19 protein-coding genes are annotated in these 22,655 nt (G+C 58.9%); all 19 read right to left on the reverse strand.

Translation table 11 applies throughout. The annotated features are described in order from the left end of the window. Positions 1-3: 3 nt before the first annotated feature. Positions 4-801 (reverse strand): acyl-ACP--UDP-N-acetylglucosamine O-acyltransferase, encoded by a 798-nt coding sequence (gene lpxA / locus ACO07N_RS22575; RefSeq protein ID WP_421983180.1) that lies wholly within the window; start codon positions 799-801, stop codon positions 4-6. A gap of 6 nt (positions 802-807) precedes the next feature. Continuing rightward, on the reverse strand, positions 808-1,272 hold the full coding sequence (fabZ, locus tag ACO07N_RS22580) for a 3-hydroxyacyl-ACP dehydratase FabZ (RefSeq protein WP_421983181.1): 465 nt from the start codon (positions 1,270-1,272) through the stop codon (positions 808-810). A gap of 47 nt (positions 1,273-1,319) precedes the next feature. Further along, on the reverse strand, positions 1,320-2,357 hold the full coding sequence (gene lpxD, locus ACO07N_RS22585) for a UDP-3-O-(3-hydroxymyristoyl)glucosamine N-acyltransferase (protein WP_421983182.1): 1,038 nt from the start codon (positions 2,355-2,357) through the stop codon (positions 1,320-1,322). A 79-nt stretch (positions 2,358-2,436) separates the two neighbouring features. Continuing rightward, positions 2,437-4,698: an outer membrane protein assembly factor BamA gene (gene bamA / locus ACO07N_RS22590; RefSeq protein WP_421983183.1), complete on the reverse strand. Its 2,262-nt coding sequence runs from the start codon at positions 4,696-4,698 to the stop codon at positions 2,437-2,439. Positions 4,699-4,981: 283 nt separating this feature from the next. After that, positions 4,982-6,124 carry an RIP metalloprotease RseP gene (gene rseP / locus ACO07N_RS22595; protein WP_421983184.1) on the reverse strand — a complete coding sequence of 381 codons (1,143 nt, stop codon included), beginning with the start codon at positions 6,122-6,124 and terminating at the stop codon, positions 4,982-4,984. Between the two features lie 99 nt (positions 6,125-6,223). Further along, positions 6,224-7,435 (reverse strand): 1-deoxy-D-xylulose-5-phosphate reductoisomerase, encoded by a 1,212-nt coding sequence (locus tag ACO07N_RS22600; protein ID WP_421983185.1) that lies wholly within the window; start codon positions 7,433-7,435, stop codon positions 6,224-6,226. Positions 7,436-7,451: 16 nt separating this feature from the next. Next, positions 7,452-8,264 carry a phosphatidate cytidylyltransferase gene (locus ACO07N_RS22605; RefSeq protein ID WP_421983186.1) on the reverse strand — a complete coding sequence of 271 codons (813 nt, stop codon included), beginning with the start codon at positions 8,262-8,264 and terminating at the stop codon, positions 7,452-7,454. A 45-nt stretch (positions 8,265-8,309) separates the two neighbouring features. Beyond that, positions 8,310-9,071 carry an isoprenyl transferase gene (locus ACO07N_RS22610; protein WP_421983187.1) on the reverse strand — a complete coding sequence of 254 codons (762 nt, stop codon included), beginning with the start codon at positions 9,069-9,071 and terminating at the stop codon, positions 8,310-8,312. A 32-nt stretch (positions 9,072-9,103) separates the two neighbouring features. Then, positions 9,104-9,667: a ribosome recycling factor gene (gene frr, locus ACO07N_RS22615; RefSeq protein WP_421983188.1), complete on the reverse strand. Its 564-nt coding sequence runs from the start codon at positions 9,665-9,667 to the stop codon at positions 9,104-9,106. Between the two features lie 111 nt (positions 9,668-9,778). Further along, positions 9,779-10,498, reverse strand: coding sequence for a UMP kinase (gene pyrH, locus ACO07N_RS22620; protein ID WP_319382312.1), 720 nt, complete (start codon positions 10,496-10,498; stop codon positions 9,779-9,781). A 67-nt stretch (positions 10,499-10,565) separates the two neighbouring features. Beyond that, positions 10,566-11,483: a translation elongation factor Ts gene (gene tsf / locus ACO07N_RS22625; protein WP_421983189.1), complete on the reverse strand. Its 918-nt coding sequence runs from the start codon at positions 11,481-11,483 to the stop codon at positions 10,566-10,568. Between the two features lie 144 nt (positions 11,484-11,627). After that, entirely contained in the window at positions 11,628-12,506 is an 879-nt protein-coding gene (gene rpsB / locus ACO07N_RS22630; RefSeq protein WP_421983190.1) for a 30S ribosomal protein S2, read from the reverse strand. A 342-nt stretch (positions 12,507-12,848) separates the two neighbouring features. After that, positions 12,849-13,652 (reverse strand): Flp pilus assembly protein CpaB, encoded by an 804-nt coding sequence (cpaB, locus tag ACO07N_RS22635; protein WP_421983191.1) that lies wholly within the window; start codon positions 13,650-13,652, stop codon positions 12,849-12,851. Positions 13,653-13,935: 283 nt separating this feature from the next. Beyond that, positions 13,936-17,439 (reverse strand): DNA polymerase III subunit alpha, encoded by a 3,504-nt coding sequence (gene dnaE / locus ACO07N_RS22640; RefSeq protein WP_421983192.1) that lies wholly within the window; start codon positions 17,437-17,439, stop codon positions 13,936-13,938. 453 nt (positions 17,440-17,892) lie between these two features. Then, entirely contained in the window at positions 17,893-18,615 is a 723-nt protein-coding gene (locus ACO07N_RS22645) for an ABC transporter ATP-binding protein (protein ID WP_421984479.1), read from the reverse strand. Positions 18,616-18,631: 16 nt separating this feature from the next. Beyond that, a complete protein-coding gene (locus ACO07N_RS22650) occupies positions 18,632-19,936 on the reverse strand; it encodes a lipoprotein-releasing ABC transporter permease subunit (RefSeq protein ID WP_421983193.1) in 1,305 nt (434 codons plus the stop codon). 78 nt (positions 19,937-20,014) lie between these two features. Continuing rightward, the gene (gene proS, locus ACO07N_RS22655) at positions 20,015-21,343 is read right to left on the reverse strand and encodes a proline--tRNA ligase (RefSeq protein WP_421983194.1); all 1,329 of its coding nucleotides are present in this window, start codon (positions 21,341-21,343) and stop codon (positions 20,015-20,017) included. Positions 21,344-21,944: 601 nt separating this feature from the next. Next, entirely contained in the window at positions 21,945-22,217 is a 273-nt protein-coding gene (locus ACO07N_RS22660; protein ID WP_421983195.1) for a DUF1467 family protein, read from the reverse strand. Between the two features lie 3 nt (positions 22,218-22,220). After that, positions 22,221-22,625, reverse strand: a complete 405-nt coding sequence (mce, locus tag ACO07N_RS22665; protein WP_421983196.1) for a methylmalonyl-CoA epimerase — start codon at positions 22,623-22,625, stop codon at positions 22,221-22,223. Between the last annotated feature and the right edge of the window lie 30 nt (positions 22,626-22,655).

Below are 22,655 nucleotides of genomic sequence, written 5' to 3' on the forward strand. Positions count from 1 at the left end.
TCGTCAGTCTTCGTTGCGCGGCGTACAGAACCGCCGGTCTTCTTTCTCGAGAATGAAGTCGGTGACCGTTTTCACCAGCGGTTGATCCTGCGCCTCGGCGGCGAGCGCTTCGGCCCGGCTGCGCAAGGTTCCTTCTTCACTCTCGAACAGGGCACGGTATGCCGCCCGGAGTGCGTGGATCTGCTCGCGCGGCAGACCTTTACGTTTCAGGCCGATGAGATTGAGGCCGGCAAGACGGGCCCGGTCACCGATCACGGATCCATACGGAATGACGTCGAATTCGACACCGGTCATGCCGCCGACAATTGCGCCGGTCCCGATACGCGACCATTGCCGGATCGCACTCAGGCCGCCCAGAATAACGAAATCTGCGAGTTCGACATGACCTGCCAGTGTTGCGTTGTTGGCAAGTATGACGTTGTTTCCGACCACGCAATCATGCCCGACATGGGAGCCCATCATGTATAGGCCGTTGTTGCCGACCCTCGTCACGCCACCGCCGCCCTCGGTCCCGGGGCTCATGGTCACGTGTTCGCGGATCTGGTTGTTCGACCCGATTTCGAGCCGCGTTACCTCACCGGCAAACTTCAGATCCTGAGGTTTGTGACCAATGCTGGCAAAAGGAAAAATGTGCGTGCCGGACCCGACGCTGGTGTGGCCTGCGACGACGGCATGCGCCTCGAGTATCACACCGTCGGCAAGTTCAACGTTCGGCCCGACGATCGAATATGGACCGATACGAGTTCCCTCGCCGATCACGGCCCCGTCTTCAACGATGGCCGTAGGATGAATATCTGTCATTTTTCCTCACGCATCTATCAGCATGGCGCTGACTTCCGCTTCCGCTACCTTCTTGCCGTCAACCTGGGCGACTGCGTCGAACTTCCAGATATTGGCGCGTTGCTTGATCTTCTTGACGTGAAAATACACCTGATCTCCGGGCTCGACCGGCTTGCGGAACTTCGCCTTGTCGATCGTCATGAAATAGACCAGTTGCGGCGGCGCGTCATCGCCGCGTGCATGCACACACAAAGCACCGGCCGTTTGCGCCATGGCTTCGATGAGAAGAACACCAGGAAAGACCGGTCTCTCGGGAAAGTGCCCGGTAAAATGGGGTTCGTTGATCGTGACGTTCTTGATTCCGATGCAACTGTTATCGCCATCCATCTCGATGATCTTGTCGATAAGCAGGAAAGGATACCTGTGCGGCAGAAGTTTCATGATTTTCATGATATCTGCGCTGGCAAGTGTCTTTTTTTCTTCGTCTTCCATGAGTGCCCCTCGGCGGATTAACTCCGAAACATTCAATTTAACGCGGTTTACGGCTCGTTGCCGCGTTCTGCAAGCTTTCTGACCGCGGCGACTTCCCTGAACCACTGTTTCACAGGCTTCGCGGGCGTGCCGCCGTAGCGTCCGCCGGGAGCCAGGTCTTCGCTTACCACGCTCACGGCCGCTATCTGTGCGCCCATGCCGATCGTCACGTGGCCGCGTACGCCGGTCTGGCCGCCTATCGCCACGAAGTCTTCCAGGGTACAACTGCCGGACAGGCCGACCTGCGACACCAGAACACAATGCCGTCCGACAACCACGTTGTGGCCAATCTGGACCTGGTTGTCGATCTTGGTGCCTTCTCCGATGATGGTGTCCCGGTTTGCCCCCCGGTCAATCGTCGTATTGGCGCCGATCTCGACATCGTCCTGGATTATGACGCGGCCTACTTGCGGAACCTTGAGATGTCCCTGTGGCCCCATCGCATAGCCGAAACCGTCCTGTCCGCAACACACACCCGGGTGAAACGTGACCCTGTTTCCAAGGACAGAATGCTGAACGGTGCAATTGGGTCCAACAACGCAATCGCGGCCGATCTTCACTCCGAAACCGATGACCGCATTCGCGCGAATGACGCTGCCCGAGCCGATCTCGGCATCCGCCCCGACAACCGCTCCCGCCTCGATCGTGACATTTTCCTCAAGCGTGGCCGTCGGATCGACAACCGCCCTTTGCGACACGCCTGAACTGGCCGGTTCCGTGGGCGACATGGCGTCAGGAAAGAGGTTCGCCAACACCTTTGCCCAGGACCGGTAGGCATCGTCGCACACCAGTACCGCCACGTTTTCCGGAACCTTGTCCTTGTGTTTCTTGCCGACAAGACAGGCCGCCGCCCCGGTGGTTTCCAGCTGCTTCAGGTAGGCCGTGTTGTCAAAGAATACGAGCGCGCCGGACCCAGCGTCTTCCAGCGGCGCGACATCCGAAATTTCGAGCGTTTCGTCGCCGCGGTAGATTTCCGCCCCTGCCCATTCGGCAACCATCTTGAGCACAATGGAATTCGGGAATTCGAAGAACCTGGGCTCGGACATATTGTCATCCTTGTTGCAAGCCAACAAAAAAGGCCGCCGTAAAGACCGGCGGCCGTTTTCTAACCCGATTGACCGCCATTTAGAAGCGGGTACCACCGCTCAGTCTGAACAGCTGGGTCTTGTCGGAGTCTTCCTTTACGAGCGGATAGGCAAAGTCGGCACGGATCGGGCCGAATGGCGATCTCCACCGCACACCTGCACCGACCGACGCGCGGATCGCCAGATCGTTGGAATCGATCCTGCCGCCGTTGTTCTCAACCAGATTGACCAGATCGCTATCCGCATCCCACAGAGATCCGGCATCGGCGAAAACCGCACCGCTCAGGCCAAGTTCCTTCGGAATGATCGGGAACGGGAATGTGCCTTCAGCAGTCGCCGCGAAGAAGAACCGGCCGCCGATAGCATCATCCGTCGTTGCATCGCGAGGACCGATACCCTGGTTTTCGAAGCCGCGCACGAGGTTGCCGCCGAGCATGAACTGTTCGGACACGCGCAGGCGCTCGTCACCGAGTGCCATGATGTTACCACCGCGGAACTGCAGGCTGCCGACGACTCCGTAGTCAGCCAGGATTTCCTTGTAGGCGCGGGCCTGTGCTTCGGTCTTGATGTAGAAGCTGTCGCCGCCGAGACCTGCAAATTGCTGACCGAAAGAGGCATAGATGCCGTCCGTCGGGTCCAGGTTCCGGTCGAGCGTGTTGTACCGAAGGTCGTAACCGACCAGCGATGTGAGGTAGGTTCCGAGCGAGTCACAAACAGCAAGCGAAAGATTGTTGGTGTTACAATTGTTGATGTTGGTCGACTCGTTGTCGGGGTCGGAGTTGTCTTCCTGGAAGATGTTGTAGAACAGCCGAAGCGTCAGTTCTTCTTCGCGCAGCGGCAGCGTGAAACCGAAGCCGCCACCCGTTCTCTCCTGGTCGAACGAACGGTAGTCGTTGGCATCATCCACCCTGCGATAGACATCGACGTCGAACGCTACCCGGCGCCCCATGAAGAACGGTTCCACGAAACGGAACTCGTAGGACTGGGTATCGGTGCCGCCACCGATCGAGAGTTTCACGAACTGGCCTCTGCCGAGGAAGTTCTTTTCCGTGAGCGACACATCACCGACGATACCGTCCACGGTTGAGTAACCGACACCGAACGAGATTTCGCCCGTCGGCTTTTCTTCCACGCGAACATTCACGACCACGCGGTCCGGGGCACTGCCCTGCTGCGTGGTGATCGATACGTTCTCGAAGAAATCAAGGTTGCGCAAACGCCGTTCGGCCTTGTCCACGAGCGCCCGGTTGAAGGCGTCGCCTTCCACGATATCGAATTCGCGGCGAATGACGTATTCACGGGTCCTGTCGTTCCCGATGATATTGATCCGCTCGATATAGGCACGCGGGCCTTCCTCGATGTAGTAGATCAGCGAAATCGTGTTGTCGTCGTAGTTGCGCGACCCTCTCGGGCGAACGCGCGCAAACGCATACCCTTCTTCGGAAACACGCAGGGTGATTTCTTCGACGGACTGCTCGACGCGCAAGGAGTTGAAGGTCTGGCCGCTGCGCGTACGCACGAGCTTGCGCAGGTCTTCAGGGTCGACTTCGGCGATGGTCGACACCAGTTCGACATCGCGGATCTTGTATCTCTCGCCTTCATCAACGGTGAAGGTGACGTAGAAGATGTTCTGCTCGCGATCGAGGTCTGCGCTTACCGAAACAATCCGGAAATCAGCATAGCCCTTCTGATTGTAGTACCGGCGAAGCAGTTCCTCGTCGGCCGCCAGGCGATCGGGATCATAGGTGTCGGTGCTGCGCAGGAAGCTCAGAAGACCGGTTTCGCGCGTCCGGATGACGTCGCGCAGACGGCCGTCGCTGAACGCCTTGTTGCCGATGAAACTGATGCGCTCGACGCCCGTCTTCGCACCTTCGTTGATTTCAAAAACCAGGTCGACCCGGTTTTGCCCCCGGTCGATGATCTTCGGCTCGACGGACGCACCAAAGCGTCCGGAGCGACGATAGGACTCGAGAATGTTCTGAACATCCGCCTGAACGCGGGCGCGGGAAAGCGTTGTCCTGGGCTGCGAACGGACCGCAGTTTCCAGCGCATCGTCCTTGATCTTCCGGTTGCCTTCGAAAGAAACGCGATTGATGATCGGGTTTTCCGAAACCGTTACGATGACCGTGCTGCCGCGGGGGGTGATGTCGACAGTGGCGAACAGGCCGGTCGCATAAAGCGCTTTCAGGGATTCATCCACATCAAAGGCGCTGTAGGAGCGGCCGGGAACGATCGTCATGTAGCTTATGACGGTTTCATCCTCGACGCGGGTGTTCCCCTGCACCTGAATGCTTCGGGCCACGGCTGCCTCGGCAACCGAAACGAAGGAAATTGGCCCTGCCACCTGCGGCACGACCGACCCTACCGAAAATACGGCTGCCGCCAAACACACGGCCCGTATAAGTTTCTGCAATCGCTGCATTATTGCGCTATGCCTTTTTTGTAGTACCCCATCCGGGAACCTGCACTCACCCCTGCGGATTCTCGGAACCGACGAACGTTGTATAGGTTTTTACCGATAACGCAACCGCACTTCGAGGCTGAAAGCGATTTAGTCTGAAGACGTTGCGTCAATGTCACGGCTGCTAGGAATCGTTTGATACGAGACGCAAAATATCCCTCCAGGTCACGAAGACCATTAGCATTAATACCAAGCCCAAACCGATGCGGAAACCGACATCCTGCACACGTTCGCTCAAAGGCTTGCCCCGCAAGGCTTCCGCAGCGAAGAAAACAAGATGGCCTCCATCCAGAATCGGGACAGGTGCAAGATTGATCAGACCAATGCTCACCGACAGAACGGCGGCGAGCGAAATCAGCGGGATCAGGCCGTGTTCCGCGACTTTTCCCGAAATCTCGGCAACGCGGATCGGGCCGCCGAGCTGGTCCGCGGACTGGCGCTGGGTGATCACGCCCCAGATGTAACTGACGGTGCCGTCCATGATCCTGTAGGTTTCCCGGGCACCTTCCGCGATGGCTCCGAGCGGGCCGTACTGGATGCGGATGACATTCTCCGGATCGGCACTGCCGCGAAGACCAATGTCACCGGCCATCTGGCGTTCGCCGAGGAACACTTCCTTTTCCTTGGCATCCGGCGTGACCGTCAGGGCGACTAGATCTCCCCCGCGCTCAACCTGAAAAACCAGCGGATTGTTGGCATTCATCAGGACAATCTGACGAAGCTCGCCGAAAGTGTGAATGTCACGCCCGTCGATCTGCTTCACGACGTCGCCGGCGACGATACCGCCCCGCGCCGCCGCGCCATCGGGAAAGACCTCTTCCACGACCGGGACCAAGCCCTGTTTGCCGGCGGACACGAACAGTGCTGCAAAGATCACGATGGCAAGAAGAAAATTCGCCAGCGGGCCGGCGGCGACAATCGCCGCGCGCTGCCAGACGGGCTTGGCGATGAAGGCGGTCTTGCGCTCTTCGTCGCTCATGTTCGCGATGATCTCACGGCTGGGAACACTTGCCGCGTTTTCATCACCGGCGAATTTTACGTAGCCGCCGAGCGGGATCATGCACAACTTCCAGCGCGTTCCCTTACGGTCGTTCCAGCCGAAGATCTCGCGGCCGAACCCGACGGCGAACGCATCCACCTTCACGTTGCACCAGCGGGCAACGGCGAAGTGTCCAAGTTCATGGAAAAACACAACGATTGTCAGGACAAACAGAAAGGGAATGATCGTTCCGACAACAAGGGAATAAGCAGATACTAAGAGATCCATGAACGGGTCCGATCCAAACGCGACGACGCATTTATTGCATCACATTATTAATAAGAGAATTACGGCGCGTTAATGGTAAGACACTTTTTTGCTGCAGCATCAATGCCATGACGTCCGGCTCTCGACCCATTCTAGGGTCTTTTGCCGCGCTTCGGAATCCAGGTCGAGCACGTCTTCAACACATTTTGAAGGTTTGAGCAGGTCGGAAGCGGACAAACGGTCGAGAACGGCCTCGATTGCCGCCGGAATATCCAGGAACCCGATACGGCCGTTCAGAAAGGCCTGAACCGCGACCTCGTCCGCCGCATTGAGCGCCGCCGGCGCACCGCCGCCCGCATCCAGGGCCTGAAGAGCAAGACCGAGGCACGGAAATCGGACGTGGTCAGGAGCTTCGAAGGTCAGCGTTCCAAGTTCCGCTAGGTTCAATCGCTTGACCGGAACGGGCATGCGCTTCGGGAAGGACAGGCAGTGTGCGATCGGTGTCCGCATGTCCGGGCTTCCCAGTTGCGCAAGCAGCGAGCCGTCTTTGTACTGCACAAGTCCGTGAACCGTCGACTGCGGGTGAACAAGAACATCGAGCTGGTCATTTTCAACGGGGAAAAGATGCGAAGCCTCAATAACTTCGAACCCTTTGTTCATCATGGTTGCGCTGTCGATCGTAATCCGGGAACCCATATCCCAGTTGGGATGCCTGAGCGCCTGTGCCGGGGTAACGGATTGCATCTTCTCGATCGGCCATGTTCTGAACGGACCGCCTGACGCCGTGAGGATGACCTTTTCGATCTGATCAGCCTGGTCTTTCTCGAAAACCTGAAAAATCGCATTGTGCTCACTGTCGACCGGCAGCAGTTCCGCTTCGGCTTCACGAACCCGATCCACGAACAGATCGCCGGCACACACAAGGCATTCCTTGTTGGCGAGCGCGATGCGGCGCCCCGGCTTGATGGCCCTGAATGTCGGTGCCAGCCCCGCGGCACCCACGATTGCGCCGACAACCAGATCCGCCTCCAGGTCCACGGCTTCCGCAATCGCGGCCTGCCCGCTCGCAGCCCGGATGCCGGTTCCGCTCAGTCGATCAGCAAGCAGTTGGTAGTTTTCGGTTTCCGCCAGGACTGCAATCGACGCCTTGAGCTTGATGGCCATCTCGGCGAGCCCATCCGCATTCCGATTGGCCACAAGCGCGACGACGTCAAACCGATCGGGATTTCTTTCAAGAAGATCGGCGAGACTTTGGCCGATCGAGCCCGTTGCCCCCAGAACGGTGACCCTGACCGGGCCCTGCCCGATATCGGTTGCGGCGTCAGCCGGCATCGAACTTCCCCCAAGCTTATCCAAGTCCAAGGCCCGCGACAGGATCTGAAAGCGGGCCACCGAGCAGAACTCCGATGAGAACGGCAAAGATCGCGGCGGCAACGAGGCCGTCGATCCGGTCCATGATACCGCCGTGACCGGGGATCAACTGACCGGAATCCTTCACGTCGAACCGGCGCTTGATTGCCGACTCGAGCAGATCTCCCGCCTGCGAGATCACGGACAGAACCATCGCGACACCGGCCCAGCCTAGCAACCCTTGCGCGTTTGCAAGCGCAGCCACCGCGGTACCGAAAACGGTCGCAAAGAACAATCCGCCAAGCGCACCCGACCACGTCTTTTTCGGAGAGATACGCTCCCAGAGTTTCGGTCCCCCCAGCGCCCGTCCGGTGAAATAGGCGAAGATGTCGGTCGCCCAGACGACGGACATGAGGAAAAATGCGAACAGCAGTCCGTCACTCCCCGCTCGAATTGCGAGAAGCGAAAACAGGGCGAGACCGCTGAACAGCACACCCTCCGCCCCCCAGCGGCCGGTCTGGCCGCCGCCGGCACAAAGAAACACGGAGACGGATCCCGCGACCAGGACGATGAGCGCAATTTCCGGCAGGCCGATGACCTGCAGAACGGCCAGTGCGGGGAGCGTCAGAAGACTCAATGCGGCCGGAAGCAAGGCATCCCGAGTTCCGGTGATCGACATCCATTCCCACAGGAAAAGCAAAGCGGCGACCAGAACGAGGATCGCAAAAGCCAGCCCGCCCCAGAAGGTGATCAACAGCACGAGCGGTCCCAGGATCACTGCAGAAACAAGCCGCAACCGCAAGTCGGACATTTTGGTTTGTTTCGGTCCGGGCTCTTCCATTATGGACGCCGCATGTCAGAGCGCTTTGGCATCGACCCCGCCATAGCGTCTCTCGCGATTGCAGAAACAGCTGAGGGCCTCGTCGAGCGCGGCTTCGTCAAAATCCGGCCAGTTCAGGTCACAGAAGTAGAATTCTGAATAGGCGGCCTGCCAGAGAAGAAAATTGGAAAGACGGATTTCACCGCTGGTCCGGATGATAAGATCCGGATCCGGCAAGCCGCCGGTATCCAGTGCGTGTGACACCATATCCTCTGAAATGTCTTCGACCCGCAAGTCGCCGTCCTTGACGCGCTGTGCAAGATGTTGCGTGGCTCTGACGATCTCATCGCGCGCGCCGTAGTTGAAAGCGACCACCAGATCCAGTCCGGTGTTCTTTCGCGTCAGGTCCTCGGCCTCTTCCAGCAAGGCCAGAATGCCCGGTTCCAGATCACTGCGCCCGCCGATCACGCGAATACGGACATTCGCCTCGTGCAATTCACTGAGGTCGCGCTGAACGAAACGCTTCAGCAATCCCATCAGGAACGAAACCTCCGTTGCCGGCCGGTTCCAGTTCTCGGAGGAGAAACTGTAGATCGTCACGATCCTGATACCGACTTTTCCGGCGTGCCGGATTGTCTTTCTGAGCGCTTCCAGGCCCTGGCGATGCCCCTCGGTCCGCGGCAGGCCACGTGCCGTCGCCCAACGTCCGTTGCCATCCATGATGAAGGCAACATGTTTGGGCAGATTGCCGATCGATCCGCTTTCCGCCGGTGCTTGCGGGTTCGGGCTGACGCTCATAGGCTCCCCCTGATCACAGGTCCGGTCACAGCCTAGACCTGCGAAATTTCCTGTTCTTTTCGCTCCAGCATGCTGTCGACTTCGCCAATCATCTGATCGGTCAGCTTCTGCACTTCGTCGGACGCGGCCCTGCTGTCATCCTGGGAGATTTCACCGTCTTTCTCCGCTTTCTTGGCGTCATCCATGCCGTCGCGGCGCACATGTCTGATGGCGACCTTCGCCTGTTCGGCATACTTGTGCGCAACCTTGATGAGTTCCTGGCGCCGCTCCTGGTTGAGTTCGGGAATCGGCAGGCGCAGCAATTGCCCGTCAACCACCGGGTTCAGGCCGAGATTTGATTCCCGGATCGCCTTCTCCACGGCGGCAACCATGCTCTTGTCCCAGACCTGCACGGCGACCATGCGCGGTTCCGGAACGGACACGGTAGCGACCTGGTTGATCGGCATGGCCTGGCCGTAGGCGTCGACGGATACCGGGTCCAGCATGGACGCGGATGCACGACCGGTCCGAAGGCCTGCAAAATCGGTTTTCAGCACCGAGAGCGCTCCTTGCATGCGGCGCTTCAAATCGTCCAGATCGACACCTTCTACCGACATTTTGTCCTCACTGTTGTTTTATGCGTGGCTAAATGGAGTCTCAGCGCGCGCCAACATGGCACAAACGCGCTGAAACACAAGGGCTTGAAGAAAAGATCAGGCTGAAAAGTGTCAGTCGCCCACGACTGTATAAGTGCCTGTTTCCTGAAGCACGCTCACCAGCGCACCTGGAGTATGGATTGAAAATACGATGACAGGGATAGAGTTGTCGCGCGCCAGTGCAATGGCCGTCGTATCCATGACCTTCAGATTGCGCGTGATGACTTCTTCATACCCGAGGGTCGCATACCGTTCGGCATCGGGATTTTCCTTGGGGTCGTCGGAATAGACCCCGTCGACCTGGGTCCCTTTCAGGAAGGCGTCGCACTTCATCTCCGCCGCGCGCAGGGCCGCTCCGCTGTCCGTGGTGAAAAACGGGTTCCCCGTTCCGCCGGCGAAGATGATCACATCGCCGTCTTCCATGTAGCGGTCGGCAACACGCTGCGAAAACGTCTCGCAGATCGACGGCACCGCGACGGCCGACAGGACGCGGGCATTCACTTTCAGGCGCCGCAAGGCATCGGCCAGGGTCAGGCTGTTCATGATGGTCGCGAGCATCCCCATGTGGTCGCCCGTGACCCGGTTGCCGCCTTTTGCTGCAACGGCAACGCCGCGGAAGATGTTACCGCCACCGACGACAACACCGACCTGGGCTCCGAGCGCCACGGCATCGGCGATTTCCTTCGCGATCCTTTGCACAATGGCCGGGTCAATTCCAAAAGCCTGCGATCCCATCAGGGCCTCACCGGAGAGTTTCAGAAGGATCCGTTTCCAACGCAAAGAATTCGTCATGTGTTCACCTGGATTAGAATTGTCTTTCTAAAAAAAAAGCGCCGGACTTGCCGGCGCTTTCGTGAGCTTACTGCCCGGTGGCTGCCGCCACCTCCGCGGCGAAGTCCTGCTCTTCCTTCTCGATCCCCTCGCCCAGGGCAAGGCGGACGAAACCGGTAAGCTTGACTTCGGTCCCGAGTTCTTTCGCAAGCGCCTCTACAGCCTGTTCAACCGTCTGGTCCGGGTTGATGACAAAGGCCTGTTTCACGAGGGTAACTTCCTCGTAGAATTTGCGCAAACGTCCTTCCACCATCTTTTCGATGATGTTGTCAGGTTTGCCGGACTCGCGCGCCTGCTCGGAGAAAACGGTCTTTTCGCGTTCGACGACGGCCGGATCCAGCGCTTCCGTGTTCAGGGCAAGCGGGCTTGTCGCCGCGACGTGCATCGCGATCTGGCGGCCGAGGCCGTCGAGCTTCGCAGCGTCTGCAGACGATTCCAGCGCGACGAGCACGCCGATCTTGCCAAGTCCCTCAGCGACCTTGCCGTGGACATAGGTCGATACGACGCCTTCGTTGACCGAAAGCAGTGCGGAACGGCGCAGCGTCATGTTTTCGCCGATGGTCGCGATCGCGTCGGTGATCGCGTCGGCAACGGATTTGCCGTCGAGATCGGCCGCAGCCAGTGCTTCCACCGAACCATCGGTCGATGTTGCAACCTTGGCAACCTTGGCGACCAGTTCCTGGAAGCCCTCGTTGCGCGCAACAAAGTCGGTCTCGGAGTTCAGCTCGATTACGGCAGCCTTGGTGCCGTCGGTCGCAACACCAACAAGACCTTCCGCGGCTACGCGTCCGGCTTTCTTCGCGGCCTTTGCGAGGCCTTTGGTGCGCAGCCAGTCGACAGCCGCCTCCATGTCACCGCCAGATTCATTCAAAGCGGTCTTGCAGTCCATCATGCCAGCGCCGGATTTCTCACGGAGCTCTTTTACCATCGCAGCGGTAATGCTCATCGATTGCCTCGTGGATGGGGGTTTCAGATATGACACGGTTTAGCTGATCGCTGCCCGCATCTTTATGACGGGACTGCAACAAAGTGCAGCCCGCCTTGCGAATTCAACATGTAGTCTGCCGCGACATTCCGCGGCAGCGCCGGATCAGGCTTCCGCCTTAGCCGTCTCGCCTTCAGCCGGAGCTTCGTCAGCGACCGGAGCTGCTTCTGCAGCCGGTGCTTCTTCAGCGGGTGCAGCTTCTTCGGCAGGTGCAGCTTCTTCCACTGCCTCGACCAGAACCTCTTCAACAGGCGCTTCTTCCGACTCGCCAAGGTCGACACCGGCAGCACCCTGTGCACGGGAAATACCGTCGATGGCAGCGCGCGCAATGAGATCGCAGTAAAGCGAAATGGCGCGGCCGGCATCGTCGTTGCCCGGCACCGGATAGGTAATGCCATCCGGATTGGAATTGGAATCGAGGATCGCGGCGACCGGAATGCCGAGACGGCGTGCTTCCTGGATGGCGATCGCCTCGCGGTTCGTGTCGACCACGAAGATAAGGTCGGGAATACCGCCCATGTCCTTGATACCGCCCAGGTTCCGCTCGAGCTTCTCGCGCTCGCGGTCCATGAACAGGCGCTCTTTCTTCGTCAGGGCGTTCGCCGCATCCGAAGACAGCGTTTCTTCCAGCTTGCGCAGACGCTGAATGGACTGGGAGATGGTCTTCCAGTTGGTCAGCATGCCGCCGAGCCAGCGGGCGTTGACGAAATACTGTGCGGAATTGCGGGCAGAAGAAGCGACGGCTTCCTGAGCCTGACGCTTGGTGCCGACGATCAGAACGCGGCCGCCGCCGGCCACCGTATCGGAAACAGCCTTCAGCGCCTGGTGCAAGAGCGGCACCGTCTGCGACAGATCCATGATATGAACATCGTTGCGCACACCAAAGATGTACTGACCCATGCGCGGGTTCCAACGGTGTTTCTGGTGACCAAAGTGAACGCCGGCTTCGAGCAGCTGACGCATGGTGAAATCGGGCAAAGCCATGGCCCTTAATCTCCTGAGTTTTCCGGTTTAACCTCCGCAAGAGGAGTATGGGCCGGAGGATCTCTCCAATCGGCCACCGGATGGACCCCGATAAGCTCAGGTTCCGCCCCTTGCGTGTGGAATGCGCGCCTTATAGTTGGCAGCGAAATTTATTTCAAGACCAAAACCAGCTTTTCTTTCCAGTGTCAGGCAATCACCGGTGCCCCCGGAAACAAGGAGGTTCTGGCTATTCGGACACATACAAATGGAATGACAGGCCGGCTGGCGTCAGAAGGGCTCGAACCGTTTGGCCCCATGTGACAATCCGGAGATCACGAAAAGGGTCCGCTGCACTGGCTCTTGTCAATCAAGCCGGCCACCTTGCGCCGAACCGACTGACCAGTGATCCGGGTTGACGCGCACGAAGATCTGGGCCCGCTGGCGTTCTGTCACATCGGCATTTTCCGCCGAATCCTCCACGCTGCGCAGCGCAAGTGCCAGCGATCCCACTTGTTGCGCCTGGACCACCACTTCAGACTGGAACAGCGTCAGCTCGAGCGTGGCCGTGCGCTTGGGGGAAAGGTTCTTGCCGTCCTGCTCTCCGGCCGTGGTGCTGTCGATCGCAAGAACGCGAATGTTTTCCAGGATTGTTTCACTCGTGACCCCGACACCTTCCAGCTCACGCGTCAGGATGAGATCGACCTTGTCGCCCGGAAGGATGAATCCGCCCGCGGAGGTTTCCTGCCCGACGAGAACAGCGATGGCACGCTTTCCCTTCGGCAGCATGGTGGCCATGTATCCCTTGTCGGTCTGGATCAGGCGTTCGCCGCGGATCGGTTCACCGGAAAAAATCGCGGTTCTGGCGATGCTGCCGATCACGTCCTGGCTCGCTTTCGCTGCCTTTGCCTTGGTCATGACACCACGGGGGACAGCGTCCTTCGGCCATTCGACCCAGGCAAAGTCCCGGTCCGAGATCTTTCCGCCCTGCGGAATATCCTTCGCCGCAACAAGAACCTTGGCGTGCTCGACGGGTGGCGGCGGAGGCGGAGCCGCGACCGCCACTTCCGTATCCCTCACAAAATGAAACGCCTGGTAACCTGCGCCAAGGGATACAAGAAGTACAAATATCCTAGCGAGTTTTGTCCACAATTTGCATATTCCCAGCACACATCATGATTTTTCGAGCCAAGAATACATGCAAAAGCCCCAAATCATAAGCAACCGGGAAGGAAAACACGCAGTACTATTAACAAGATGCCAATTTCCTTTCTCACGTTCAAAGCATTAAGAATTCACAAGATAAAATTCCATGAAATTGATTTGTTTCCATTTCAGGTTTTCTTAATTCCTCAATTGGACAGGCGAGAGCCTGCGAACGGATGCATGACGACGGGTACACTGCGCCCGGCCCGATTCAGCTCTCACATGAGAGCGCCGGCGAAACGCAGGTTCACGCCATTTGCACATCCGTCACACCCGGCACTGCCTTGAGGGCGCCGGCAATTTCCGGAGATAGCCTGAATCGGCCCGGCAATTTCACTTCAACCTCTCGCGAACCGTTCTCCAGCAGCACGATCACCGTGACATCGCCCTCGCCTCTGACGGTAAGCTGCCGTGCAAGGCTCTGTATCGGGCGTTCGTCGCGCACAAATACGCGCATGCTTTTTTGCAATCGCGCCGCGACCTTGTCGATCGGGTCGACCTGCTCGACGCGCAAGGACGGTTCCTCGTCTCTCATGTCGGCGCCGACAAGGACAACGACCGACCGGCCCGGCTGCAGCACGTCCCGGAACTGCTCAAGTTTTTCCCGGAACAGCAACGCCTCGTATTGACCGCTTGCATCCGAAAGCCGCGCGATTCCCATCCTTGTCCCGGTGCGCGTCTTGCGTTCCTGAAGCGAAATGACCGTTCCCGCGAGCCTTCCATGCGACGCGCCCTGCTTGACCGCCTCGGCAAACTGGGTCCAGGGCTGCGCGCGCATCTTTTCCAGCACCTTCGCATATTCATCGATCGGATGCGCCGACAGGTAGAAGCCGATCGCCGCGTGCTCGCGCTGGAGTTTTTCGTCATTGGTCCAGCTGAGCACCTCGTCAAGCTGCAGCGGCTCTTCACTGTCGCTTCCGCCGAACAGTTCGTCCTGACCGAGCGTCCTGTTCTCCTCGGTCCGTTGGGCCAAACCCATGATCCGGTCGATCCCCTCGAACACGCGGGCCCGGTCCGGCTCGAGTTCATCAAACGCACCGGCGGCGACAAGGTTCTCAAGGGTTCGCTTGTTGAGGAACTTCGGTGAGATCCGGCGTGCAAAGTCGCCAAGGCTCTTGAACGGTGTATCCCCGCGCATGTCGACGATGTGTTCGACCGCCTGTTCACCGACGCCCTTGATCGCGCCCATCGCATAAAGGATCTTCCCGTCCGAAACATCGAAGACCACACCGCTGCGGTTGATCGACGGCGGCAAGATCTCGATCTTCATACGCCGGGCCTCCTGGCGGAAGTCACCCAGCTTGTCGGTGTTGCCGAGATCCAGCGTCATTGACGCCGCCATGAACTCGACCGGGTGGTTCGCCTTCAGCCAGGCGGTATGATAGGAGACGAGCGCATAGGCGGCGGCGTGTGATTTGTTGAAGCCGTAGTTTGCGAATTTCGCGACGAGATCGAAAATCGTTCCGGCCTGGCTCTTGTTGATTCCGCGCTCGACCGCCCCGTCGACGAAACGCGCTCTCTGGACTTCCATTTCCGCGGCGATCTTCTTGCCCATCGCGCGGCGCAGCAGGTCCGCCTCTCCGAGCGAATAGCCTGACAGCACCTGCGCAATCTGCATGACCTGTTCCTGGTAGACGATGATCCCGTTCGTCTCCATCAGGATCGGTTCGAGCAGCGGATGCAGGCAGTCAGGCTCCTGTTCACCGTGCTTGACCGCGTTGTAAACGGGAATGTTCTCCATCGGTCCGGGACGATACAGCGCCACGAGCGCGATGATGTCCTCGAACCTGTCCGGCTTCATGCCCGCGATCGCCCGGCGCATTCCCTGGCTTTCCAGCTGGAACACGCCGAAGGTCTCACCGCGCGCAAGCAACTCGTAGGTCCCGGTATCGTCGATCGGCAGACCGGCGACATCCACCGAGACACCCCGCCGCTCGATGAGGGCCACGGCCGTGTCGATCACCGTCAGTGTCTTCAGACCGAGAAAGTCGAATTTCACCAGACCCGCATCTTCGACCATCTTCATGTTGAACTGCGCGACCGGCATGTCCGAACGCGGGTCGCGATAAAGCGGAACAAGCTGTTCCAGAGGGCGATCGCCGATCACGACGCCGGCAGCATGCGTCGACGCATGCCTGTAGAGGCCTTCCAGCTTCTGGGCCATGGAGAGCAGTCTTTCGACGATCTCCTCTTCCCGCGCCGCCTCGCTCAGTCGCGGTTCGTCCGCAATTGCCTGGGCAAGCGTCACCGGATTGGCCGGGTTCGCCGGAACCAGCTTGCAAAGCCGGTCGACCTGGCCATAGGGCATCTGCAGCACGCGGCCGACATCCCGGAGCACGGCGCGCGCCTGAAGCGAACCGAATGTGATGATCTGCGCGACCTGCTGGCGGCCGTATTTCTCCTGAACATAACGGATGACTTCTTCACGCCGGCTCTGGCAGAAGTCGATGTCGAAATCCGGCATCGAGACACGCTCGGGATTGAGAAAGCGCTCGAAAAGCAGCGAGAACCGCATTGGGTCAAGATCGGTGATCGTCAGCGACCACGCGACAAGTGACCCGGCACCAGACCCGCGGCCCGGACCGACCGGGATATCCTTTGCCTTGGCCCACTTGATGAAGTCGGCAACGATCAGGAAGTATCCCGGAAACTTCATGCGCTCGATAATGCCGGTTTCGTAGTCGAGCCGCTCCCAATAGTCCTTTTCCTCAAGTCCCGGAGCCAGACCGTGTTCGTCGAGCCTCGCTTTCAGCCCTTCGCGGGCCTGGCGCTTGAGTTCGTCCGCCTCGGCCTGCTCGGCGGCTTCCGGGTCCGCATCCGCGTCGGTGAAACGCGGAAGGATCGGGGCCCGGCGCTCCGGCCGGAAACTGCATCTTTGCGCAATCTCGACCGTTGCTGACAGCGCTTCTGGCAAATCTGAAAAAAGAGCGCACATTTCAGCGCGGCTCTTGAAATAGTGTTCCGGCGTCAGGCGTCTGCGGTCCTCTTCGATGAGAACACGACCCTCGGAGATGCAGATCAATGCATCGTGCGCCTCATAGTCTTCGCGCTTCGCAAAGAAAGGCTCGTTGGTCGCGGCCACCGGCAGGCCGTGTTCGTAGGCAAGCTCCAGAAACGCGTCTTCCGTCTTGCGCTGCTCTTCCATCCCGTGCCGCTGGATCTCGACGTAGCAGCGACCGGAAAACGCCGCCGACAATTTCTGGAGACGGGTCCGGGCGATCGCCTTCTGCCCGGCTAACAGCGCTGCGCCCACCGGGCCCAGATGGCCGCCGGTCAGAACGATCAGGTCTTCCGACTTGGAAAACAGGTACTCGGCCGAGACATGCGGCTTCAAACCGGTCTCGGTATCGAGAAAGGCCCGGGAGGTCAATTCCATGAGATTGCCGTAACCGTGTTCGGTCATCGCGATCAGAACGATGTCGGCGAGCGCAATTTCACCCCGGCGCGCGCTTTCCAGACCATCATCGAAGAAGACGGACAGCTGACACGCGGTGATCGGCTGAATACCGGCCCCCCAGGCTTTTGAGGAAAACTCCTGGGCACCGAAAAGATTGTTGGTATCTGCGACGGCGAGCGCCGGCTGGCCGTCGTCTTTCGCCAATTCAAGAAGTTTCTTGATCGGCAACGCTCCCTCGAGGAGCGACAGCGCGGAGTGCACTCTCAAGTGCACGAAATCCGGGCCACCCGAACCGGGTTCGCCCGCCACCGGCGTGCTTTCAGACTGTACGGATCCACCTGATGTCACGGACATGCCGAGGCTCTTTTCTGCTGCTGGAATCAGAGCCTAGTCAATCTCGTCTTTGTGCTGCTGTCGAGACGCAGTCGGAGTTGTGCCCGTTCTTCTTCGCCGGCACACCGCGTTCATTGATTTTGGAAAGATCATCCACCGGTCCACCTGCCGGCGCTGGCCGCGCAATCTTGTCGGACAGCCGGATCAAGCAGCCGCGAAAAGAACATCACCCCAAACGGCGAGTGTAGTGCAGAAACAGACCAGGGAAGCAAATGCTGCAAAATCACGAGCGATATGGATCATGTCGTCCTCCAACGTCTTACTCTTGAATGTCAACACAATGTTCCATTTTTGTTCCTTTTGCAAGCACTTTTTGTTCACGCCCCTCGCCACAGGTGTGCCACAATTTTAAGCGGCATGTATTTGATTTGTTCTCAACGCCACGAAAAGGGCGGAACCGCGCGCCCGTAAACCTCAGCCAATCGTCTCGAGGTCTTTCACCAGCCCGTCTTCCAGCGTGATCGCCCGGTCCATCCGTCCTGCGAGTTCCAGGTTATGCGTTGCAAAGAGTGTCGCCACGCCCGAGGCGCGAACGAGTGCCGAAAGCGCTTCGAACACGTAGTTTGCCGTGTTGGGATCAAGGTTGCCCGTAGGCTCGTCGAGCAACAGAATGCGGGGCGCATTCGCGACGGCCCTTGCGACGGCGACGCGTTGCTGTTCACCGCCGGAAAGCTCCGAGGGTCTGTGACTTCCCCTGTCGGCAAGCCGCAGGTAGGCGAGCAGTTCATCGGCACGCTCCGCCGCAACATTCCTGGCCAGGCCCCGGATCATTTGCGGCATCATGACGTTTTCCTGCGCCGTGAACTCGGGCAGAAGATGGTGGAACTGGTACACGAAACCGATGTCGTTGCGCCGGATCGCCGTCCTTTCGTCGTCGGACAGATCCGAGCAGTTGACCGGCCCCAGAAACACGTCGCCCTCATCGGGTCGTTCCAGCAATCCGGCGATATGCAGCAACGTGGATTTGCCGGTCCCTGACGGGGCGACCAGGGCGACCATTTCACCGGCCTCTATCCTGAGATCCGCGCCCTTGAGGATATGCAGCTTCCTGTCACCCTCGTCGAAGCTTCTGACGATGCCGGACAGTTCCACGGCGGCGTGCTGAGTGCCGGGTCCAGCGTCCGTGTCCACGGCCATGTCCACCTCTCGTTCCTCACTCATACCTGAGCGCCTCGACCGGATCGAGGCGGGCCGCACGCCACGCCGGGTACAGGGTTGCCAGCAGCGAAAGGGCGAGCGCCATCAGCAACACCGTGATCGTTTCGCCGCTGTCTATTTCGGCGGGAAGTTTCGACAGGAAATAGAGCGTCGGATCAAAAAGCTGGGTCGATGTCAGCCAGGAAACGAATTGCCGGATGCTCTCGATATTGAGACATACGATCAGCCCGAGGAAAAACCCAGCAAGCGTTCCGACACAGCCAATGCTCGCCCCCGTGATCAGGAAGATCCTCATGATGGCGCCCCGGGTCGCCCCCATGGTCCGCAAGATGGCGATGTCCCTGCCCTTGTCCTTCACGAGCATGATCAGTCCGGAGATGATGTTCAGCGCCGCAACAAGGACAATCAGCGTCAGGATGATGAACATCACGTTGCGCTCGACTTCAAGCGCCGAGAAGAACGTCGCGTTGCGCTGCGTCCAGTCGGTGACCAGTGTCGGCCGTGCCGCCCCCTCCTCGATGGCATTGCGCATCACATTGACGCTGTCCGGATTAACCACATAGATCTCCACGCCGGTCGCCCGGTCACCCATGTTGAAGTAGGCTTGGGCCTCTTCCAGCGGCATGAACAGGAACGTGGCGTCGTATTCGCTCATGCCGATCTCGAAGATCGCCGACACCGGATAGGCCTTGACGCGCGGTGTGACCCCCATCGGCGTGACACTGCCTCTGGGTGAAATGATCGTGATGTTGTCGCCGACCGTCAGGCCGAGTTGCTGGGCCATGCGTGTGCCGATGACGACACCCTCGCCTGCATCGAACCCGTCGATGCTGCCGGGACTGATATTGTCGGCCACAAGCGGCATCCGGCGAAGATCGCTTTCGTAAACACCGCGAACGAGCGCGCCGAGATTGCCCGCGGGACCGGACACGAGGGCCTGCCCCTCGATGAAGGGAAACGCGGCAACAACGTCCGGAACCCCTTCGAGACGCTCCGAAACGGCGTCATAGTCGTTGAGCGGCATGTCGATGGGCTGAACGAGCATGTGCCCGTTGATGCCAAGGATCTTGTCCAGCAGCTCCGAGCGGAACCCGTTCATCACCGCCATGACGATGATGAGCGTGGCAACGCCGAGCATGATCCCGGCAAACGAGAAGCCGGCGATCACGGAGATGAAGGTTTCCCGCCGTCTCGACCGCAGATAACGCCCCGCGATCATCCATTCAAAGGTGGAAAAAGGCCGTGTCGGTGTTGCCGTCGTCTGGCCATCGCCAACATCCGCCATGTCTGCTGTCGTCATCACACTTCCACTTCAGCAATGCCCAGCCGGCCGCGAATGCTGCAACCGAATCCCCGTTCAAAGGATCACCGCACCGGCTTATTCCGTCAATGCCGACGTCAGCTTGTTGAGAGCGGCTTCCGGGGTCATCATTTCCTTTTCCCCAGTTGAACGCTCCTTCACTTCCAGAAGACCGTCCTTCAGTCCCCTCGGACCGGCAACCACCTGGTACGGCAGTCCGATCAGATCCATCGTGGCGAATTTTGCGCCGGCGCGTGTGTCGGTGTCGTCATAGAGGACTTCCACGCCCGCGGTTTCGAGTTTGGCATAGAGGTCTTCCGAAACACTGTCGGTCAACGCGTCACCCGGTTTCAGATTGACCAGCCCCACATGGAACGGTGCAACGGACTTCGGCCAAATGATTCCGTTGTCGTCATGATTCGCTTCAATCAGGGCGCCAAGAAGGCGGGAAACACCCACGCCGTAGGACCCCATGTGAACCGGCACCTCGGTGCCTTCAGCCGTCGCGACCTTCGCTCCCATGGCATCGGAATACTTGGTGCCGAAGTAGAAGATATGGCCGACCTCGATGCCGCGGGCGGACACCCGGTCTGCTTCGGCAAGCTGTTCGAATGCGGCCGCGTCATGCATCTCGTCAGTCGCGGCGTAGGGCGTCGTCCAGCGTGTCACGATCGGCGTGAGATCGGAAAAGAAGTCCGTTCCCTCCTCCGGGATCGGCAACTCCAGAAGAGACTTGTCGCAGAAGACTTCGCTTTCCCCGGTGTCGGCCAGAATGATGAACTCGTGGCTCATGTCTCCGCCGATCGGACCGGTCTCTGCCTTCATCGGGATCGCCTTAAGACCCATGCGGTCGAAGGTTCGCAGGTAAGCCACGAACATGCGGTTATAGGCGTGCCGGGCCGCTTCCTTGTCGAGATCGAAGGAATAGGCATCCTTCATCAGGAACTCGCGTCCGCGCATGATCCCGAATCGCGGACGCACTTCGTCCCGGAATTTCCACTGGATGTGGTAGAGGTTAAGCGGCAGATCCTTGTAGGAGCGGACATAGCCCCGGAAGATATCGGTGATCATCTCCTCGTTCGTCGGTCCGAACAGCATGTCGCGCTCGTGCCTGTCGGTAATGCGCAGCATTTCCTTGCCATAGGCATCATAGCGGCCACTCTCGCGCCACAGATCGGCAGATTGTATCGTCGGCATCAGAAGCTGAATGGCACCTGCCCGCGCCTGTTCTTCTTCGACGATGCGTTCGATCTTGCGCAGAACCTTGAAACCGAGCGGCAGCCAGGAATAGATGCCAGCAGACTGCTGCCGGATCATGCCTGCGCGCAGCATCAGGCGGTGTGAGACAATCTCGGCCTCTTTGGGTGTCTCTTTCAGGATCGGGAGGAAGTATCTGGACAGACGCATCATGTTCTCTCGGATTGGCGAATAGCTCGAATTATGCGCAGTCAAACCGCATGCTGCGCCTAAAAACAAGTCCCTTGGCTGAACCACACCTGCTTTTGCAATCCTTGCTTTATCGAATGGACAAAAGCGTGGCAGTTCCCTTCTTTTGCCGTCTTAATTGACCGGCCTTTTCGGGCAACTGGTGAACCAATTATCATGCGGATCAATTAGGCAAGCAAAAAAAATAGGCTCTTTACGACAAACAGGTGACAAGCGCGAATTGTTCCGCTAGGTTCCATTTCAATAACAAAAAGATGCTTCAGCAGAAATGCTAGGATGCTCAAGGACATCGCGGTCTGAGTCTTGGGAGGAAGGACCTTCTGGCGCATCGCAAGATCCGCAGCCGCCCAGCCAGGTTGTCAAACAACCGGCCAGGGAACGGGGGTCAGTTTGGACGCGGAACTCATCAAAGGCAGAGCTTGCTCTGCCTTTTTCTTTTGTGGACCTGCAACCCGTCCTCTTCAGTCACCAATGAACGGATCTGACAAACCCGATGCTCTAGGTATGCCCAAGGTACAGACTCACAAATGAGTCTGTACTCTAGACGGTCGCTTCCCGCGACTCAGCTTTGCGAAGGCGGTTTGAAGAACGGAATGTCGTCGAGACCGAATCCGGACTGACGCAAGGCCAGATAGCTGCCGAACACCATGGCTGCAATCACCGTCGTCAGCACGATGACCTTCAGGAATTGCGGCTTGTGCGGTGCGCTCGGTTCGCTTCCGGGGACAACGTCCCCGGCTTCTTCCTGCGTCCTGTGAAGACCGAACGGCAGGATTGCAAACAGGATGATCCACCAGATCATGAAGAAGATGGCCATGCCAAACGCGACCGACATCAATCAGGCCTCTTCCAGCTCGGTCAGCGTGCCGAGGAAGTCTTTCGGATGCAGGAACAGGACGGGTTTGCCATGCGCTCCGATCTTCGGCTCGCCGTCGCCAAGCACCCGTGCGCCGTCAGCGACAAGCTTGTCACGGGCTGCGAGGATGTCGTCCACCTCGTAGCACACGTGATGAATGCCCCCTGACGGGTTCTTTTCCAGGAACTTGGCAATCGGTGAATTGTCGCCGAGCGGCTCCAGCAATTCGATCTTGGTGTTCGGCAGATTGATGAAAACGGTGCTGACGCCGTGGTCGGGTTGCTCTTCCTTGCCCGAAACCACCGCACCGAGCGTATCGCGATAGACAGCCGTCGCCGCCTCGATATCCGAGACCGCAATGGCAACATGGTTCAACCGTCCGATCATTTCAGCTCCTTCACGCAGACGCAGCCCGGA

Origin of the sequence: Roseibium sp. (assembly GCF_965229775.1) — a bacterium.
GTDB lineage: Bacteria > Pseudomonadota > Alphaproteobacteria > Rhizobiales > Stappiaceae > Roseibium.

Bases quoted from the DNA above. Each gene is read 5' to 3' on its own strand.
- pyrH (WP_319382312.1), bottom strand. From the start codon at position 10,498: ATGACGAATTCTTTGCGTTGGAAACGGATCCTTCTGAAACTCTCCGGT.
- mce (WP_421983196.1), bottom strand. From the start codon at position 22,625: ATGATCGGACGGTTGAACCATGTTGCCATTGCGGTCTCGGATATCGAG.
- tsf (WP_421983189.1), bottom strand. From the start codon at position 11,483: ATGAGCATTACCGCTGCGATGGTAAAAGAGCTCCGTGAGAAATCCGGC.
- proS (WP_421983194.1), bottom strand. From the start codon at position 21,343: ATGCGTCTGTCCAGATACTTCCTCCCGATCCTGAAAGAGACACCCAAA.
- dnaE (WP_421983192.1), bottom strand. From the start codon at position 17,439: ATGTCCGTGACATCAGGTGGATCCGTACAGTCTGAAAGCACGCCGGTG.
- ACO07N_RS22600 (WP_421983185.1), bottom strand. From the start codon at position 7,435: ATGCCGGCTGACGCCGCAACCGATATCGGGCAGGGCCCGGTCAGGGTC.
- ACO07N_RS22605 (WP_421983186.1), bottom strand. From the start codon at position 8,264: ATGTCCGACTTGCGGTTGCGGCTTGTTTCTGCAGTGATCCTGGGACCG.
- fabZ (WP_421983181.1), bottom strand. From the start codon at position 1,272: ATGGAAGACGAAGAAAAAAAGACACTTGCCAGCGCAGATATCATGAAA.
- ACO07N_RS22610 (WP_421983187.1), bottom strand. From the start codon at position 9,071: ATGAGCGTCAGCCCGAACCCGCAAGCACCGGCGGAAAGCGGATCGATC.
- rpsB (WP_421983190.1), bottom strand. From the start codon at position 12,506: ATGGCTTTGCCCGATTTCACCATGCGTCAGCTGCTCGAAGCCGGCGTT.
- ACO07N_RS22645 (WP_421984479.1), bottom strand. From the start codon at position 18,615: ATGGCCGTGGACACGGACGCTGGACCCGGCACTCAGCACGCCGCCGTG.
- lpxA (WP_421983180.1), bottom strand. From the start codon at position 801: ATGACAGATATTCATCCTACGGCCATCGTTGAAGACGGGGCCGTGATC.
- frr (WP_421983188.1), bottom strand. From the start codon at position 9,667: ATGTCGGTAGAAGGTGTCGATCTGGACGATTTGAAGCGCCGCATGCAA.
- lpxD (WP_421983182.1), bottom strand. From the start codon at position 2,357: ATGTCCGAGCCCAGGTTCTTCGAATTCCCGAATTCCATTGTGCTCAAG.
- rseP (WP_421983184.1), bottom strand. From the start codon at position 6,124: ATGGATCTCTTAGTATCTGCTTATTCCCTTGTTGTCGGAACGATCATT.
- ACO07N_RS22650 (WP_421983193.1), bottom strand. From the start codon at position 19,936: ATGACGACAGCAGACATGGCGGATGTTGGCGATGGCCAGACGACGGCA.
- ACO07N_RS22660 (WP_421983195.1), bottom strand. From the start codon at position 22,217: ATGTCGGTCGCGTTTGGCATGGCCATCTTCTTCATGATCTGGTGGATC.